General features: G+C 65.4%; 16 protein-coding genes. 5 read left to right on the top strand and 11 right to left on the bottom strand.

Going from position 1 to position 15,535, the window contains the following annotated elements:
- The gene (locus ACI3EY_RS16935) at positions 1-1,383 is read left to right on the top strand and encodes a 5-methylcytosine restriction system specificity protein McrC (protein ID WP_405041231.1); all 1,383 of its coding nucleotides are present in this window, start codon (positions 1-3) and stop codon (positions 1,381-1,383) included.
- Here ACI3EY_RS16935 and ACI3EY_RS16930 read toward each other — a convergent pair.
- The 4 genes from ACI3EY_RS16930 to ACI3EY_RS16915 all read right to left on the bottom strand — a co-directional run bounded on the left by ACI3EY_RS16930 (position 1,368) and on the right by ACI3EY_RS16915 (position 5,349).
- Positions 1,368-2,504 (bottom strand): DNA-methyltransferase, encoded by a 1,137-nt coding sequence (locus ACI3EY_RS16930; protein WP_405041230.1) that lies wholly within the window; start codon positions 2,502-2,504, stop codon positions 1,368-1,370. The genes ACI3EY_RS16935 and ACI3EY_RS16930 overlap by 16 nt on opposite strands.
- A gap of 132 nt (positions 2,505-2,636) precedes the next feature.
- Complete coding sequence (locus ACI3EY_RS16925; RefSeq protein WP_405041229.1) at positions 2,637-3,431, bottom strand: hypothetical protein; 795 nt, start codon at positions 3,429-3,431, stop codon at positions 2,637-2,639.
- Positions 3,432-3,436: 5 nt separating this feature from the next.
- Positions 3,437-4,996 (bottom strand): relaxase/mobilization nuclease domain-containing protein, encoded by a 1,560-nt coding sequence (locus tag ACI3EY_RS16920; protein ID WP_405041228.1) that lies wholly within the window; start codon positions 4,994-4,996, stop codon positions 3,437-3,439.
- Positions 4,997-5,088: 92 nt separating this feature from the next.
- Complete coding sequence (locus ACI3EY_RS16915) at positions 5,089-5,349, bottom strand: MobC family plasmid mobilization relaxosome protein (protein ID WP_405041227.1); 261 nt, start codon at positions 5,347-5,349, stop codon at positions 5,089-5,091.
- Between the two features lie 313 nt (positions 5,350-5,662).
- Here ACI3EY_RS16915 and ACI3EY_RS16910 point away from each other — a divergent pair, with 313 nt between their 5' ends.
- The 3 genes from ACI3EY_RS16910 (at position 5,663) to ACI3EY_RS16900 (ending at position 10,174) form a co-directional block, all read left to right on the top strand.
- Positions 5,663-5,971: a hypothetical protein gene (locus tag ACI3EY_RS16910; protein WP_405041226.1), complete on the top strand. Its 309-nt coding sequence runs from the start codon at positions 5,663-5,665 to the stop codon at positions 5,969-5,971.
- 245 nt (positions 5,972-6,216) lie between these two features.
- A complete protein-coding gene (locus ACI3EY_RS16905; protein ID WP_405041225.1) occupies positions 6,217-6,705 on the top strand; it encodes a helix-turn-helix domain-containing protein in 489 nt (162 codons plus the stop codon).
- Between the two features lie 2,353 nt (positions 6,706-9,058).
- Entirely contained in the window at positions 9,059-10,174 is a 1,116-nt protein-coding gene (locus ACI3EY_RS16900) for a hypothetical protein (RefSeq protein ID WP_405041224.1), read from the top strand.
- A gap of 57 nt (positions 10,175-10,231) precedes the next feature.
- Here ACI3EY_RS16900 and ACI3EY_RS16895 read toward each other — a convergent pair whose 3' ends face one another.
- On the bottom strand, positions 10,232-10,837 hold the full coding sequence (locus tag ACI3EY_RS16895) for a recombinase family protein (RefSeq protein WP_405041223.1): 606 nt from the start codon (positions 10,835-10,837) through the stop codon (positions 10,232-10,234).
- A gap of 439 nt (positions 10,838-11,276) precedes the next feature.
- On the opposite strand from ACI3EY_RS16895, the gene ACI3EY_RS16890 reads away from it, so the two are divergent.
- Entirely contained in the window at positions 11,277-11,762 is a 486-nt protein-coding gene (locus ACI3EY_RS16890; protein ID WP_405041222.1) for a hypothetical protein, read from the top strand.
- Positions 11,763-11,959: 197 nt separating this feature from the next.
- On the opposite strand, the gene ACI3EY_RS16885 is transcribed toward ACI3EY_RS16890, so the two are convergent.
- The 6 genes from ACI3EY_RS16885 to ACI3EY_RS16860 form a co-directional block, all read right to left on the bottom strand.
- Positions 11,960-12,544 (bottom strand): hypothetical protein, encoded by a 585-nt coding sequence (locus tag ACI3EY_RS16885; protein ID WP_405041221.1) that lies wholly within the window; start codon positions 12,542-12,544, stop codon positions 11,960-11,962.
- A 19-nt stretch (positions 12,545-12,563) separates the two neighbouring features.
- The gene (locus ACI3EY_RS16880) at positions 12,564-12,920 is read right to left on the bottom strand and encodes a hypothetical protein (protein ID WP_405041220.1); all 357 of its coding nucleotides are present in this window, start codon (positions 12,918-12,920) and stop codon (positions 12,564-12,566) included.
- Entirely contained in the window at positions 12,917-13,693 is a 777-nt protein-coding gene (locus tag ACI3EY_RS16875; RefSeq protein ID WP_405041219.1) for a ParA family protein, read from the bottom strand. The genes ACI3EY_RS16880 and ACI3EY_RS16875 overlap by 4 nt, the downstream gene beginning before the upstream one ends.
- A 114-nt stretch (positions 13,694-13,807) precedes the next feature.
- The gene (locus ACI3EY_RS16870) at positions 13,808-14,206 is read right to left on the bottom strand and encodes a single-stranded DNA-binding protein (RefSeq protein ID WP_405041218.1); all 399 of its coding nucleotides are present in this window, start codon (positions 14,204-14,206) and stop codon (positions 13,808-13,810) included.
- Positions 14,207-14,294: 88 nt separating this feature from the next.
- Positions 14,295-14,789, bottom strand: a complete 495-nt coding sequence (locus ACI3EY_RS16865; RefSeq protein ID WP_405041217.1) for a hypothetical protein — start codon at positions 14,787-14,789, stop codon at positions 14,295-14,297.
- Between the two features lie 92 nt (positions 14,790-14,881).
- On the bottom strand, positions 14,882-15,169 hold the full coding sequence (locus ACI3EY_RS16860) for a hypothetical protein (RefSeq protein ID WP_405041216.1): 288 nt from the start codon (positions 15,167-15,169) through the stop codon (positions 14,882-14,884).
- Positions 15,170-15,535 lie beyond the last annotated feature (366 nt).

The following is a 15,535-nucleotide window of genomic DNA, read 5'->3' as shown; positions in this document are numbered from 1 at the left end:
ATGGCTAGTGACACGCAGGTGCAGGTTGTGGAGTGCGTCGAGTACGGGCACGTCGACGTCGAGCCCTCTCTCTGGTTCGGTGACGACCACAGGGCCGTTCTCAACTCGGAGATCGACGGTAAAGACGTTCTACGCGCCCACTTCGCAGGCGGCGTCCTCCGGCTCCAAGCGACGTCCTTCGTAGGGGTGATCCCTATCAACGACCGCGTCGTCCTGAGGGTCAGACCACGGGTTCCCCTGAAGAGCCTCACGCGCATGGTGATCGAGACTGGGCATGGAGTGATGGCCCTGTCTGCCGTCCGTGACTACGCAGGGCGTGGTCCAGCGGACGAATGGGTCATGGACCGCTACGCGGACGCCTTGCTCGACTACGTCGATGAAGTGCTTGAAGCGGGGCTGCTGCGCGCATACAGGCAGCGTCAGGACGAGGGAAGCACTCCGCACGGACGCATCGACTTTCCACTGACCTTGCACCGCTTCGCGGCGAGGGGGATCCCGAACCAGTCGGCCTTCTCGTGGTTTGAGCGCACCGTGGACACTCCCGCAAACCGCTGCATCAAAGCAGCTATGGAGGTCATCTACGACCACCTGACAAAGGCCAGTAGGAAGCCACGCAAGGGTGATCGCACACGGCTCAGGCGACTCTCGGGGCAGTTTCTCCCCTTCAGTGAGGTCGCCGACGATCACGAGCGGCACTTCCTCAACGACCCCCAGGTTCTTAACCTAACGCCGTTGCCCGACCCGCGGTCCTACTATCGACCCGTGTTAGACCTATGCGCGCTCATCGTGCGAGGCGTGGGGATCACGTTGGACCTCGGTGGCAGGGACGTACGGATGGGGTCTCTGCTCGTGAACACCAACGAGCTGTTCGAGAAGTTCGTTCGTGTCAACCTGTCCAAGTTCGCACGCACCCGTCGGCTGCCGATCGACGTCCTGGACGGCAACACGGAAGGGCGAGTGGACCTTTACGACATACCGGAGAGTTGGCCTGCGCCGCTCGGGACTCCCCTGAGGCCACTTGCTACTCGCGATGCAGGCAAGGCCCAACCCGACGTGGTTCTGCGATCCGCTGAGGGGCACGTCACGCTCATAGCTGAGATCAAGAACACTCCCACCTCCGACGACGCACTGCCGGATCGAGCCCACATGGAGCAGGCCGTGACGTACGCGCTGCGCTACGGGCTCAGCTTTACATTGCTGATTCACCCGTGGAGCAGGGGCACCAAAGGCCTTGTCTATGTCGGCAGGGTTCGATCGATCGACGTCTACGACTACCGGCTCGACCTGTCCGACGAGGACCAGACCGACCACGCCCTGGCAGACATGGGAACCGCGGTGGCGAGGCTCGCCGGGGTCCTCTCAGCTGATCAAGCTTTCGGATGATCCATCCAGTTCACAAGGTCGACGCCGACAGCGTCGCGACCCTCCTCCGTTGCGGTCTTGAGCGTCGTGCCAGTCCCAGCGAAGGGATCGAGGACAGTCGCGCGAGCCGGCGAACCATGGCCGCAGTCAGTCCAGCCGACCGTCCGCTTCTTGGCGAAAGTGAACTCGCGGAAATAGCCCCCAAGCGCGACCTTGGCCTCAGCAGCTAGGCGCTGCACCTCGACGCTGTTGCGGCCAGTTCCGTTCTGGAACTTGGTGGCCTTACCGACGTCAGAGACACCGAACGCTTGGATGGCCCGGATGTGCTCCGCAGTCAGGCCTCCCTCTTTGGCGAGCTCCATCGCACGTTTGGCCTGTGGTCGCGCCGGATCCAGATCCGCGGTGCGCTCGACGACTCGTTTCCGCGGAACGTTGCACTCGCCACAGACCTGCAGCGGCGCCGCGAGAGCGACTGCGCGTCGCACCAGCTCCCGTGGGAACGGCGCAAGGTGGGCACCCATGTTGCGTTCAGGGTTGATCGTCCAGACGTCTCCGGGGTTGGCACCGTTGCCGAGCTCCTGGGAGTAACCCACGAGGTCGTAGTAGTAGTTGGGCTTGTACGTCAGGTGGATGATGTACTCGTGCCGGTTGGCCAGGCGGTTCTTCACCGGATCAGGCATGCCCGACTCCTTGGCCCAGATGATCCGGTTGCGGATGAGCCAGTCGCCCTTCGCTGCCTGCCATTCGATCTGGCCGGGGATACCCAGCAGCGACTTGTTGAAGTACGTGTCACCCACGTTGAGGAAGATGGATCCGTGTGGCCGCAAGACGCGCTTCCACTCCGCGAGGCACTCCATGATCGAGGCGACGTACGCGTCTGCGGTGGGCTCCTGACCGATCTGATCGGTATGACCGTAGTCACGCTTGTTCCAGTAAGGCGGCGAAGTCACGATTAAGTCGATGGAGTCTTCCGGCAGCCCTGTGCTGCGCGCGTCGCCAGGCGTGAACGTCAGGCTCGGCTCGGGCAAGTCGCGTTCCCAGTCGGAGAGCTGGCTAACGGAGGCTGTCCCGAGGTTCACTCGTCTACCCGTCGGCTCCGTCGTTGCTTGCTGTGTCTTCTCAGCGCGCTTGGCGGGGCTCATCTGATGTGGCTCTCTTTCGTGGGTGCGTTTCGCATGACCTGTGCTGGACGGTATCTGGCGGGACCCACAGAGCCGGGCTCGTGGAAGTCAGTGTGCTCTGACAGGGTTGCGGTGATCATCGCTGCGTGAAACCTAGCGACTACGTTCGGCCTGGCGTTGCACGCCGCGTCCTTGGCCCTGACGTTGGCCTTTGCGGGCGCGGGGGTGACGATCGCCACCGCGCACGGCCTCGGCGGGCTCGGAGGGGAAGGCTTCGGTCCGGGCACTGAACCCCTCTGCCTGCTCCGGCGTCAGATCAGACAGACCTGCCCGAGCGCTATCCGCGATCCCCGCGAGGTGGTCCGCTTTCCCTTCGTGGTGGTCAGCGGCGCGTGCGTGCGCACCGGCGTCCCCGCGGGTCGTCCCGTGTTCGCCGTCTCGCTCGAGGCCGCTCGCCTGGGTGTTGTCCTCGGACAGGATCGCCTCACTGACGTCCCGGTGGTCGCGCGCCCGCTCGCGCTGGTCCTCGGCGGCCGGCTCTAGCTGGCGGACCATGCCTGCGAGGTCCCGATAGTCGACTGACTCGCGGTCCACGCTGATCCCGTACTTGTCGCGCAAACCATCGACCAACCGGTCCTGGGCTTGCGCTGCACGCGGGTCCTCACCCGCCCAGGTCGCTGCCCGCTCCCACTCGCGGGCGATGTGCTCAGGCTTGGCTTGCTCCCACCACGGGGACGTGCCCACCCCGCGCAGCGCCGCAACCGCCGCCGCCCGCTCGGCCTCGTGCATCTGCTGCAACTGCTGTGTGTTGCTCTGGCTGTTCTGCTCGGCCGCGCGCATCTCCTCCCGGCGCCGCTCTGCCATGCTGTGCGCTGCCTTCGTGGCCAGCAACAGCCCGAGCCGGACCTGGGACTCCACGAAATCGTCCACTCCGTCTTCGTCCGCCATGGTGTTCACTCCCTCTCTACTCCACGATCCGGAGTAACCCCCAGGGTCGTCCTGGTGCGCGCCGGCTCCGCCGGTGGGTGAGGCTGCGCTTCGTTCTCGATTCCCGGCCGGTGTGGGGCCTGGGGTTGCCACGTCGCCGCTGAGGTCGGCGCGGCGGTGCCGAGCCGTTCCAGCTGCTCGATCGGCACTGGAGTCGGCAGCGTGGCCCTCACGCTCGCCAACCGGTGACGCATGACGTTCTCGATGCGTGCGGCCTCGGTGGTGCGGCCCGCCTGCTGGTGCAGCTGGTGCACCGCCTGGCCGAGTCGGATCAGCTCGCGCAGGACGATCGCCTCGACCACCCGCCCACGACCTGAGGTCGCTGCCATCGCCAGCAGTACCGCCCCACCACCAGCGGCTGGCGACCGAGCAGGCCGGGCCAGTGCCGCCGCGGACTTGTCGTCCACCACACGCGCGGACCTGGCCAACACCCTCGACGCGTCCGCCAAGGGACCACCGTCTCGGCCCTCGACTCGCACCGACCACGCCGCCAGAGTGCCCGACGCCTCTCGCGCAGCCAGGGACCAGTCCGCCGACCCAACCGGCGCCTCCCGCAGCCGCTCCACCGTGGCCGAAACCTCGGTGTGCCACTTCTTCCACGCCTCGTCATCAGGTGCCTGCAACTCCCGGCCGGGACCCGCGGGGCGCAGCCCGCGTTGACCGGCGCGCCATTCCGCAGCCGCCGCAGTGGCGTGCTCAGGGCTGTCTGGCCACCCGGTGCGCAGCTGGTCCAGCTTTAAGTCATGCGCCAGCAACGACGCTTTACGCCACAGACCGTGCTCACCGTCGACGCCGACTGAGCGCAGTCGCAGCGAGTAGCCGGTCACGACCGAGTCACTTCCCTTGGCGAACCACGGTCGAACCTGCACATGGTGCTGGCGCAGCCGGCGCACGAACTCCGCCTCATCAGCAGAAGCGGTCGCGGCGGCGCGAGTGATGCGCTCGAGCGTCGTGCTCTCCCGCTCGGGCAGACCCAGCCGGAGCCGGCGCGCCTCCTCAGCCTGAGGTGCAGCTTTCGCCCCCACTTGACCGTCCCGGCCCTCGACCCGCTGCAGACCGAACTCAGACTCGATCTGCGCAGCGGCCTCTGAGGCACGTTGGTAATCCTTGTAGAGGTTGACCTTCGTCCCGTCGTCGCGGACGGTATTGAACACCAGGTGCACATGGTCGTTCCCGCCACTCGACAGGCCGTGACGCACGGCAACCCACCGGGCCGGGGTGCGCGGATCATCCGGGTCGGCAAACCCCATCTTCGCGGCGAACCGCTCTGCGATCGCGCCCCACTTCTCATCCGATAGCTGACCCTCGTCCGCAGCCAACGACAAGGACGCGTGATACACGTGCCGCGCCCCGTCGTGGTCGTGGACCATGCGGTTCTGGTCCTCATCCCACCGGTAGATCCGACCCTCGTCACTGACGCCGTGCGCTTCCCTGGGTGCGTCCAAGAACCTTGCCAGCGGGCCGGCGTCCTCGCCGCTCAACTCACGCTGAGCGAACCACGGCAGCACCGCCGGGTCGCCAGCCACTAGGTGCGGCTCCCGGTGCTCATCCCGACGCCCCGGACCCACCAGGTACCGGGTCAGACCAGCAAACGAACCACCCCGGCCAATTTTCACGATCACGACCGGACACCCCACCGCAACGCCGCCTCGTGCAGCTGCTCCACTGCTGCTCGCATCTGAGCCAACGTGTGATCCAGCTGATCCGGCAACTCCCCCGTCGCGTTCGCGTGTCGCGCCAACTGATTGACATTGGACGCCGCACCAGAGAGCACCCGATCCACACGGAACAACTCCGTCAACACCTGTCGGTGATCCGCAACGGTCAACCCCCGGTCCTCCGATAACGCTGCATCGACCAACAGGCGCGGCACGCTCACCCCGGCACCCTCCGCCAAGACAGCCAGCCGTCCCGCCTCCTCCGGACTCACGCGCACCTTGTGCACGTGCGACCGGCCCCCGGCAACGTTCTTCCGGCGACGACGCGTAGACCCACGAGGACTCGATTCCTCGACCACCACGACACCGCCTTTCCACAGCCAAGCGCAGCGACCCACCAACGGTGGGGTGGGGACACACACCAGTGTGCCTGAGCCTGGACCCCCGTGTCCAGGTTTTGCCGCACTTAGGGTACCTAAGTGCATATCTTGCTCTGCTTCAAAAACCGTGATACTTCTCCGCTAGGGTGGAAGCATGAGCACGCAACTGGACCCCGAGCGCGCCGCACACGACGCGCGTCAGCTCCTCGACGAGCGCGTGAACGTCGTACGCCGGTTGGCCACTGCCTCCGCCGACGCCGAGCGCGCACGTGAGGCCGCCGAGCAAGCAGACCGCGACTTTGCGAGCACCTACCGAGAGGCCACCCAGGCCGGATGGACTGAGGCCGAGCTGCGCAAGATCGGCATCCCCGCACCCAAACGCCGCGTCCCCGGCCGGCCGCGCAAGCAGCCGGCCAAAGCCGGCACCGCCCAAACCGAACAGGGCGACAACCAGAACCAGTGAACGTCGAACCGATGGCCTGACGATGCAGACTCCCGGGCCAGCATCAAGCCGGCTCCACCGGCCGCTCCCCCGGGAACTTTCCGGCACGCGCTCCGGTCGTTCTTCCCTGCGCTTATTTCGCCCCGGAAACTCCCCTCCCCCGCGCCCTACGGGTTGCCCCCGTCCCGCTCGCCCTGCGGGGATCCGCTATCGGAACGGACGCACCCTCGCGTCGAACCGACCACCCCGGAGTAAAGGGACCCCTCATGAGCGACACCAGCACCGCACTGCGACAGCAGCTACTCACCAACACACCGCAGCTAACCGTCGAGGACGCAGCGCACTACCTGCGTACCGACCCCGCCACGATCGCCCACTGGCTCGAGAACGGCCAGTTCCCCGGATACCGGCTCCCTGACCGGTGGCTCATCGCCGCCGACGAACTCGCTGACTGGCTGAGCACTCTCAGCCCTAGATCCGATTCGGGGGGGGCGGAAGGAGACCGATGCGGATGTGGAGAGGGCTTAGTCGGAAGTATCAGACTGAGGATGGTGTCCCGCAGTGCGAACCCGTCGATATACCGCCTCTCGCGGCGCTGGGCTGCGCCGCCAGGTCATCACCTGTTCCGCTGTGGGGTTGTAGTAGTTCCTGTTGCATGCAGCAACGAAACCCAGCATCGGGTACTGCTCCTCCGTCAGAATCTCCACTCACGGATGGTAAGCGTGTCTCGCCCTCCCCGGCGTTCGGCAGAGTAAGCAGATTTGGGCCTTCACCCCTGTCGAGGTTGAGCGTGGCGATCTCGCCTCGGGCTAGGCGACCCACCGCTACCCTGGATAGGCCCGTAGCCGCAGCAGCTGCCCGCTGAGTGGAGCCCTCCGCCAGAAGGCGGCGAACCATGATCGCCTGGGCTGCTGTGATGGTCGTCGGGCGACCCAGTTGCCTCCCAGCCGCCTTAGCGGCCGCAAGGCCGGCGTAGGTGCGCTCACGTATCTCGAGCCGCGCGTGGAGGCGCTATGAGCCTCAGTCGCGGCTTCGCCGCCGCAGCCCTCGTTCCCATGGAACCGGGTCCTGGGCCGGCCTGGGTACTGGACCCGAGGTGTTCGACGACCGTCGGCGCCCGGGCGGGCCACCGCCCGGGCGTGCGCGGTGGGCCGTCCCCGCCGGAAGCCGCTCGACGTTCCTGCAGCCGCCGCCGGCGGCGTTCCACGGGGACCACAGTCCAGGTGTGCGGCCTGTGGCCATGGGCAACCGGGTCTGTGGCACCGGTAGAGGGCGTGCCGCTGGGACGGCACCTCTACTCCGACGTGACGATCTGCTGCGACCCCCTCCAGTGGTTCCGCTGACCAACCTGATCGACGCGCCGAGCGCGTTCATGCTGGCCGACCTGGGCTGGGTAAGAGCAAACTCGCCGTCCGGATGATCATCGGGCTGGCAACCGTGGCTGACACCGTGCCCACCGAGGCGGCGGATAAACGTAGCAGTTGCTGGGCTCACCCTAAGTACCCACGCCCCCTCACCCGTAAGGGTGAGGTACAGATCGTTGACGTGCCGCCCCCTGGGTGCCAGTATCAGCTCACCCGCGATGGCCGCGGAAGATTGCAGGACAAGGGGCTCAAGATGAATCGGCTGCAGAAGAAGTGTGTTTCTTTCGTGGGGATGGCAGCCCTGGCCGGGGCCACATTAATTGGATTACCGGCGCAGGCGGCGGAGAATCCAGGTGAAGTTGGGGGCGGGTCTCAGGCGACGGTAGCAGCACAGGTTCCCTGCCCGATCCAAGGTGCGGCAGAGGTGGTATTTGAGGATGAGTCAACTACCTACTACGTCGAGGGAGATGGTGAACTGAGCGTAGAAGACCCTGGATATGTGTGTATGCAGAGCGCAGATGTAGTGATTCCAGACCCCACTCTCGCAGGAGAGGCGCCGCTAGCTCAGGCCGCAGCCGTCGGGCTTGGGACGAAGACCTTCACGTCAGCCAGTCGGACTTACTCACGCACCCACCCTCACACAGGCACCTTCAACGCCCAGTACACACCGGGGTCCAATAACTACGTGGCGTTCAACTTCAAGGTCATTGATTGGCTTCGACTGGCCGCCACTAGCAACGCGACTGCCAGTGTGGTGAAGTCGCCCCCCAACTGCACGTACAACAAGAATCAACCCGTCAACTATAGTTTCCACTGGTCCTGCCAGAACCCTTGGGCCCAAACGCAGAAACTAAACGGCACTTGGTCGTTCAAGGTCTTGATCAACGGGAGAAAGGGAACGGCAACAATTCGATGGGTCTTCCAGTACCGTGTGGACTCAAAAGTCTGTACGCCAGGGGGATCCTGCTAACGTTGGGGAACTAGCACCGCTAGCCTGGACGGACTGGCCGACCTGTCGGTAAGGCTTCACACGGGTTGCTCGCGTCACAGCGAGTGAGAAGGGCAGGAAGTAGACCCCGGTGCTGCGCCAGATCCAGAAACCCTCTAGTCGGAGCCGGGATGATTGTGCGGATCGATCCTGGGTCAGCGGCGCCGATTCGGACGCTGCTGGGCGACCCCTCTCGCCTAATCGGTGCGAGTTGCGGCTTGCCGGTTGGAGGCCGCCATGTAGCGGCCTCCGGGTTGACCGCGACCCGTGCGCCCTGCCGGGGCTCCGCTATCGGATGGGCCGCACCCCGCGCCGAGACGAAGGCCCCAAGGAGCCTCACCGCCATCTCGCGCCGGCCCGGCCTTCTCCCCCGTCGAGGATCTCGCCCACCACCTGTACGCCTAGAGCGCGAATCGTCGCCGCGGTGCTCTACCAGGTCCGCTCCCCGGTTACGGCTCGCCAACCGATGGCTCGAGCTGCGAACGAACTCACCACCTTCCTGCAGTTGCACCGGGTCCGTCTCACCGACCAGCTCGAGCAACGCCAGTAAGGTGAACCGTGGCCGCCGTGCTGGCAGCGCACGCAGGGTGAGGAGTGGCCGTGACCGAGGGGGAGCCGTCGCCGAGCAACGTAGCGGCAAACCAATCCTCGCCTGGAGAGGGCGCCTCGGAAGTCCCGCGATTGCGAATCCGAGCGTCGCGTAGTGCTCGAGAACTACATGGCTTGCACCCGCGCGCGCGTGCCGACATCGGGGCTGTGGACGAGTTCCTACTCGTCCTCGACGGTCTAGTGCTTGCCGCAGAGGCGCTCCTCGACGAGCACGACGAACGACCGGCGCAACAGCGACTTGTCGCGGTACTGGAGACGTTCGCTGAGATGGGTGATGCGTACGGGCCCAGGGTGAGTGAGTTTTTAATCAGTTTGGACGAGGCCAAGGTTGAGGCCTTGGCCAAGAAGTATGCCCGCCGCGGCTACCTCGACCATGTGCACAGCATGATCGGTGAGGCTGCTTTCCTCAGGCTGCACGTGGCGGTTTCTCGGGACGTCGACCTGGTGGCTGCTGCAGCTTACAAGGGCGTTGACGCGCTGATGCCCTACGCACTCGCGATGGAGGACCTGGCCGGACTGCTCTCCGAGGACGAGATCAGTGAGTTCATGGACTTCAACCCGGCGGGAGGGTTCATGATCGAGCTGATCATGTCTCTCCTCGACGCGCTCGAGGTCTCTGTCACCAAGGTGTCGCTGCCCGAGCACATGAAGGAACTTCAGCGGGTCCGTCAGGACTCGGTGACCGCACAGGACCTGATCCAACTCACAGCCGAGCTCCGTGTCCGCATCGCCGGTCAGTCTCGAGATCTCCTGCAGCAAGTCAGTTCGGTACTCGACCGCAAACTCCGCGGGGCCAAGGATGCGCTGGCGTTCTCCGCCGATTCCGTCTCTCAAGCCGCCAACAGTCTGGTCGAGTTCATCGACCGAATGCTTAGGTCGGTGTACACCGAGGCCGAGGTGATGGAGTGGTTGAGCGCCAACTACACCGACGTGAAGGGCTTGATCTATCAGGATCGGGACACACAGAGAACACGTCCTACCAAGCGCGGCCAGGCCCTCTGCATGGTGCACGGCTCCCAGTCCGTACAGGAAGAGTCCCCAATACACATGCTTGCGGCCACCAGTCTCAACGTCACTCGTCGCCGACTACAGAAGCTGAAGCACGCCGACGCTGGGACCGTTGAAGAGCGGGAGGCCGTGGAGGCGTGTCTGCTGGCCATCGAAGGCTTCGTCCAGGTGGGCTGCCGTATGGCCTGGGCGGCACTCCCGGACGAGGCGCTGGCACACCTGCGAAGGCGGATCGACCCACCGACAGCCTCGTGACACAAGTCGGCTCCTTGCCCCGCAAGTGTTGGTGCAGTAGTTCGATCGTTGTGGGCGTCAGGTGAGCAGGTCCGGGTCATCATCTATTGCATCGTTGAGCGTCGTGATCTCGCCTCGAGCTAGGCGGCCCGCTGCGGCTCTGGATACCCCGGTGGCAGCAGCCGCGGCGCGCTGTGTGGAGCCCTCAGCAAGGAGCCGTCGCACCATTGCCGCCTGAGCTGGGGTGATAGCTGATGGGCGTCCTAGCTGCTTGCCCGACGCCTTCGCGGCCGCGAGGCCAGCCGACGTGCGTTCGCGAATCAGATCAGCTTCCATCTGGCTCATCGCGGCGACCACCGTGAAGAAGAACCTGCCCATCGACGTCGAGGTGTCGATGCTCTCCCGCAACGAACGGAACTCCACCCCGCGGGTGGCGAGGTCGTCCGTGAGCTCCAGCATGTGGCGGGTCGAGCGAAACACTCGATCAAACCTCCACACCGTCAACCGGTCCCCCTCCCCCAGCCGACCTAGAAGCCCGCGAAGGCCAGGCCGCGTCGGGTCCGTGCCCGACGCCGTCTCAGTCACGATGCCCGTAGCAGGAACCCCGGCCTCGACCAGCGCGCGAACCTGCAGATCCACGCTCTGGTCACCAGTGGAAACTCGCGCGTACCCGAACTCGGCCATGTGCTCTCCCGTGCTCGAAAAGACTGTCATCGACGGCTTTCGAGCACACTACCTTTCGAGCCATGACTTTCGTGCACGCCTCACCTGCAGCGATGACCGCTGCGCCGGCTGGCTCGTTAACGGTCGTCACTGAGCCGGGAGCGCAGGTGGCGAGCAGACGAGTCACGCAGCTGCCTCGGAACGCCTACCCTCAACGCGTGTCCAAAATTCTCCAACGCTCCACAGCATGCAGCGATGTTCCGATTCGAAACAGCCTCCGGCACCACGCTGCACCCTGTAACACCCTCTGTACAGGACTGGACACACACCGTGCCGCTGCGATGTTCGGACACGAAGCCGCCTCCAGCGTCACCCTGCACCCTGTAACACCCTCTGTACAGGACTGGACACACACCGTGCCGTCGCTGCGAAGTTGAGCAACGCCTTGTAGAAGTCGGGCATGGTGTACAGTGTCCTGCAGAGGAGAGAGAGGAGATGGTTGAGGATGGGCTTCACGGTCTACGAAAAGGGCTCGGCGCCAGTGTCCACGGTGCCGACTCTGACGATCCAGAAGCGCGGGCTGCTGTCGATGAACCGGGCAGCGTACGAGATGATGGACAGTCCAGATGCTGTCGAACTGCTCTGGGATGCGGACAGGCGCGTCATCGGCCTCCGGAGTGCGCCTGTCGATGGACCCAACTCCTACCCGGTGCGTGCGCAGAGCGCCGACAGCTCTAAGGGACCGCTCCTGATTGCGGGGAGTCTCTTCACTCGCTTCATCGGATTGGACACGTCCGAGGCGAAGCGGTGGGTTCCGCAGATGGAGCAAGGCGTGCTCTGTGTCGACCTGAACAAGCCGCACCAGCGTGCCGCCAGCAACCGGTCAAAGCGGAAGACGGCGACCGAGCAGGGGGACGGCGCAGGGGGCACAGCGCCGGCGGGGTAACAGACCTCTGCCCCGCCGGTGGCTTTGTATGTCAGCGGCAGGGCAGTAGGGCGGGACTATGACCGGCATCGTCAGCCGGACGGTCACCGCTTCTCCTTGACGGGGAGAGCAGAGGGGCGAGCTACGGTTCGCCCCTCTGTCAGGTTTAGGAAGATATCACTTCAGGTCGAGATGCCGCTCTGCCGGGCCGTGAAGTCTCAGCCTTCTAACCGCGAGTCGGTGACGCGCCAGTAGAAACCTAAGGTGCCGCGGACGGGTGTGGAGGTGAGGCCCAGTTGGTCGCGGTAGTACCTGGTCGCCGCTCCCCTGAACGCGGCGCCGTGTACGGAGAGGCCTTGCTGGTGTTGCGCCTCGATCACAGTCTTGGCCAAGGTTGTGCCAAGGCCGGTGCGCCGCGGGTGGGCGCCGAAGCTGCTGATCCTCACGCGGCCACACGGGTCGGGAGCGCCAGTGGCGAGGACTGCTGTGCCGCGCGCGGGGTCGTGCGCGATCCACCATTGCCCGCCGCGTGGAGCGGAAGTGCGCGCGGTCCCTGCCCACCATCCGAGCCAGGCCAGCACAGGTGCCCCTAGAACGAGGATGGTCAGGACCAGTAGGCCTGGCATAGCGCCGGTGGCGGCGCGGATGAGCGCAATGCCGACGAGTAGGCCAGAGACGGTGGTGATCCAGCCGGCCGGGGAGGCGAGGGTCGACCAGCGCAGGACCCGGGCTGCTGTGAGGCGGGCCGCACGGTCGCTGACGGGGTAGGCCGTGATTTGTGGTGCCCGCTCGGGAACGTCCATGTCCACGACTCTGTCGGGCTCAGGATCCCTGTCGACGCCCGGAGGGGAGGACGCCGGCCGCGGCCGGCGGCCACGCTTCGCCCTCGTTGTAGGTGGCTTGAGCGTCAACGACGGCGCGCTCGAGCGCGCTCGAGACGAAGTCAGACAGAGAGGAGTATCCGCTCTTCGCTGCGGGTACTTGGTGCAGGAACGCGCGGGCCTGGCTGGCGACCTCGGGGTCGACATAGACCGTCAGCGCTGTGCGGCTGGCCTTCTTTGTCGGCTGCTGCCGGCTAGCGGTGGCCGGCCGTTGCTCCTCGACCAAGCGTGCCGGAGCGGCAGGTGCCGCGGGGTGGCGGGCACCCAGCGTCGACTTTCGGGCTGTGGGGCGGCTCATGTGTCCTCCTGGGTGATCTGCTGCAGGATCGTTCGGTAAAGGGTGGCCAGCTCGGGGCCTTCGCGGGGCCACTCGTCCAGGCCGGTAGCCGCTTCGGCGGCGTCGTTGATGGCAACCCGCTTGGGGATCACAGGGTCGATGACGCGCACGGCACCAGCGAGCTCGTCCAGTCGCTCCCGCGAAGTGATGGTGTGCTCGTGCTTGTTCACGATGACACCAGCGAACCGCAACGTGGGGTTGTAGTGCTCGCGCACCGTGTCGATGGTGCCCATGATCCCGGCGGTGCCTTGGGCTGCGAAGAGACGTGCTTCGGTGACCACGGCTGCACGGGTGGCCGCGACGAGAGCGTTGATCGTGAGTTGCCCCAACTCCGGTGGGCAGTCGATGAGGACCAGGTCGTAGTCGCCGGAGATCTCTTGGAGGGCTTGGCGAAGGCGTGATTCCCTCCCGACTGGGACTCCTACGAGCTCGTCTCGGACGTTAGCCAGAGCCGTGTCGACGGCTGGGGCCAGCGTTAGACCAGGCCACGCTCCAGGCACCAGCACCTCCGCAAGCCTCTCCCCCACCCTGGGAGAAAGGACGTCAGCGATGCTTAACGCGTCGGCGTCGACGTCCTCGGCGGCGGCGATCATGGTCAGGTTGGCCTGGGGGTCCATGTCGATCGCCAGCACCTTCTGCCCAGCCGCAACCGCGGACCTGGCGAGGTGATAGGTGGTGGTCGTCTTCCCGACCCCGCCTTTCTGGTTGCACAGGGCAAGCACGACAGCGCTCATGCGAGACAACCGTCCTTCCTGTCGGTGGGCCTGTCCCTCGACTGGGTCCCTGGGATAGTCATGGTTGCCAGCATAGACGTCTATGCCGGTTTTGCTGGCAATAGGACACGGCAGTCACCGGTCCTCGTCCTTACGGGTCCGGACTCTTGCTCGGCGGCCCATCGGCTCATCCGCTCGACTCTGGGGTGCCCACCATCGCAAGGAGAGTCCCAGATGGGTGGCCTTGATCTTGGTCTGCCCGTGCTGTTCGCCTTCGCGGGTCCAGGTGTCGGTATAGGTAGTTCCGGCGACGACGATGCGGTCCCCTCGTCGTAGGCAGTGTCCGGCGTTCTCGGCCAGGCTCCCCCATGCGACGACGGTGTGAGCGATCGGCTCTGCGTCGTGCCAAGTACCGTCTGCGACCTGGAGTCGTGGAGTTTCGATGACTCTCAGCTGAACTCCGGCACGTCCGTCCACCTCGAAGACTCGCGGGTCGGCGGCCAGGTTCGCCTCCATCACCACGCTCTCACTCATGCTTCCTTCCCTTCCTCTGCTGGTATTACCAGGATATATGGCAATACTTGTGTTTACTAGGTTCGTGGTCGTGGTGATGCTGGGCTGGCTAGACCTGGACGAAGTCGCAGACGTCGGGGTCAAAGACACGTGCGCCGGGGCACTCGGTCCGCAGGCTCGCTCTAACCTGCGTCTGGCTCCTCCCACTGAGCCGCGCGGTGCGGACGTGTCCCCCGTCCAACCAGTCGCCGTCATCGGGGAGTTGGACCAGCACGGCTCCGGCAGCTTGCGTGAGTAGGTCGTGGCCAAGCGCGGCGACGCTGTACAGGTCGCTCAGCAGGACTTCCCAAACCCATTCGGCCGGAATCTTGGCGTGGTCGCGAGCAGCGTCGCAGAAGGCGTCCCGTTCGTGGGCGCTCGTCCACGTGACCTGGGCCTGACCTCCTCCTCCGTTGCTGCGCACGGCGGCGACGCGGACGCCGGCCCTGGTGAGGGTGGCGGTGTAGGCGGGTGTTTCCTGAGCCATCAGGGGGCAATCTTGCAGGTCAGTGATCCGGTAGTCGGTGCTCAGTGCCTGTCGCAGGCTGTTCGTGGGGTGTGTCATGGGTCTGCCTTTCACTTCGGAGTTGCGTGGATGTGGTGGTGGGTCCTGGGTGAGGCGGGAGACTCGTGGTCGATCCCGCCTCTCCCTGGGTTTCAGGGGTGGGCTGTGATGCACCAGGGCTGGCAGTCCTCGCCAGGTTCGGAGCCGCATTCGTCGCATGGGAGGAGGGTCAGTCCGGCCAGGGTCGTAGCGAGATCGATCGCTTCGGCTTCGGTGCGCCGGTGGGCGGTCGGCTTTCGCGCGCCCAGCCGGCGGACGTAGAACAGGTCTTCGCTCGCCTCCGTCACGAGGTAGGTGCCGTGGGGTCCGGCGATCTGCGTGTGGTGGATGCCTGTCATCTCGTCGGTGTACGAGCTGATCCCGTGGTGGAGGGTGCTCACTGCGCGCTCCTTTTGCTTCGTTTACCAGGATTGCTGGTGATCAGAGGTCGATGCCGGCCAGTTGGCAAGCCCGCTCAAGGGCGGTAGCGGGGCTGCGGTACCTGCCCTGCGCGTTCAGTTGGTCTGATTTCCACACCTCGTACCGATCCCCCTCGTTCGTGCGGGTGATGAGGTAGGTCCCGTTCGGGCCGTCGACGGCCTTGTGGGTCCGGCCGAGCAGGTCGGTGTACGTGCGGACCGCGACATGGTGTGCTCCTTGCTTGGTTTGCCAGCATTGCTTGGGTTAGTGGCCGGTCGACCATTTCCCGCCCCCTCCGGGGCAATGGAAGAAGCTGCGGGCGCTAGAGCGCCCGGTGCAGCCACCCG

The sequence above is a fragment of the Serinicoccus shuyuelongi genome (genome assembly GCF_045032955.1).
In the GTDB taxonomy this organism is placed as follows: Bacteria; Actinomycetota; Actinomycetes; order Actinomycetales; family Dermatophilaceae; genus Ornithinicoccus.
This window is presented reverse-complemented; position numbering and strand designations above follow the sequence as displayed.

Coding starts and splice junctions, on each gene's coding strand:
- ACI3EY_RS16870 (WP_405041218.1), bottom strand. CDS start 14,206: ATGAGTGAGAGCGTGGTGATGGAGGCGAACCTGGCCGCCGACCCGCGA.
- ACI3EY_RS16880 (WP_405041220.1), bottom strand. CDS start 12,920: ATGAGCCGCCCCACAGCCCGAAAGTCGACGCTGGGTGCCCGCCACCCC.
- ACI3EY_RS16930 (WP_405041230.1), bottom strand. CDS start 2,504: ATGAGCCCCGCCAAGCGCGCTGAGAAGACACAGCAAGCAACGACGGAG.
- ACI3EY_RS16935 (WP_405041231.1), top strand. CDS start 1: ATGGCTAGTGACACGCAGGTGCAGGTTGTGGAGTGCGTCGAGTACGGG.
- ACI3EY_RS16905 (WP_405041225.1), top strand. CDS start 6,217: ATGAGCGACACCAGCACCGCACTGCGACAGCAGCTACTCACCAACACA.
- ACI3EY_RS16890 (WP_405041222.1), top strand. CDS start 11,277: ATGGTGTACAGTGTCCTGCAGAGGAGAGAGAGGAGATGGTTGAGGATG.
- ACI3EY_RS16875 (WP_405041219.1), bottom strand. CDS start 13,693: ATGAGCGCTGTCGTGCTTGCCCTGTGCAACCAGAAAGGCGGGGTCGGG.
- ACI3EY_RS16910 (WP_405041226.1), top strand. CDS start 5,663: ATGAGCACGCAACTGGACCCCGAGCGCGCCGCACACGACGCGCGTCAG.
- ACI3EY_RS16925 (WP_405041229.1), bottom strand. CDS start 3,431: ATGGCGGACGAAGACGGAGTGGACGATTTCGTGGAGTCCCAGGTCCGG.
- ACI3EY_RS16895 (WP_405041223.1), bottom strand. CDS start 10,837: ATGGCCGAGTTCGGGTACGCGCGAGTTTCCACTGGTGACCAGAGCGTG.
- ACI3EY_RS16865 (WP_405041217.1), bottom strand. CDS start 14,789: ATGACACACCCCACGAACAGCCTGCGACAGGCACTGAGCACCGACTAC.
- ACI3EY_RS16885 (WP_405041221.1), bottom strand. CDS start 12,544: ATGGACGTTCCCGAGCGGGCACCACAAATCACGGCCTACCCCGTCAGC.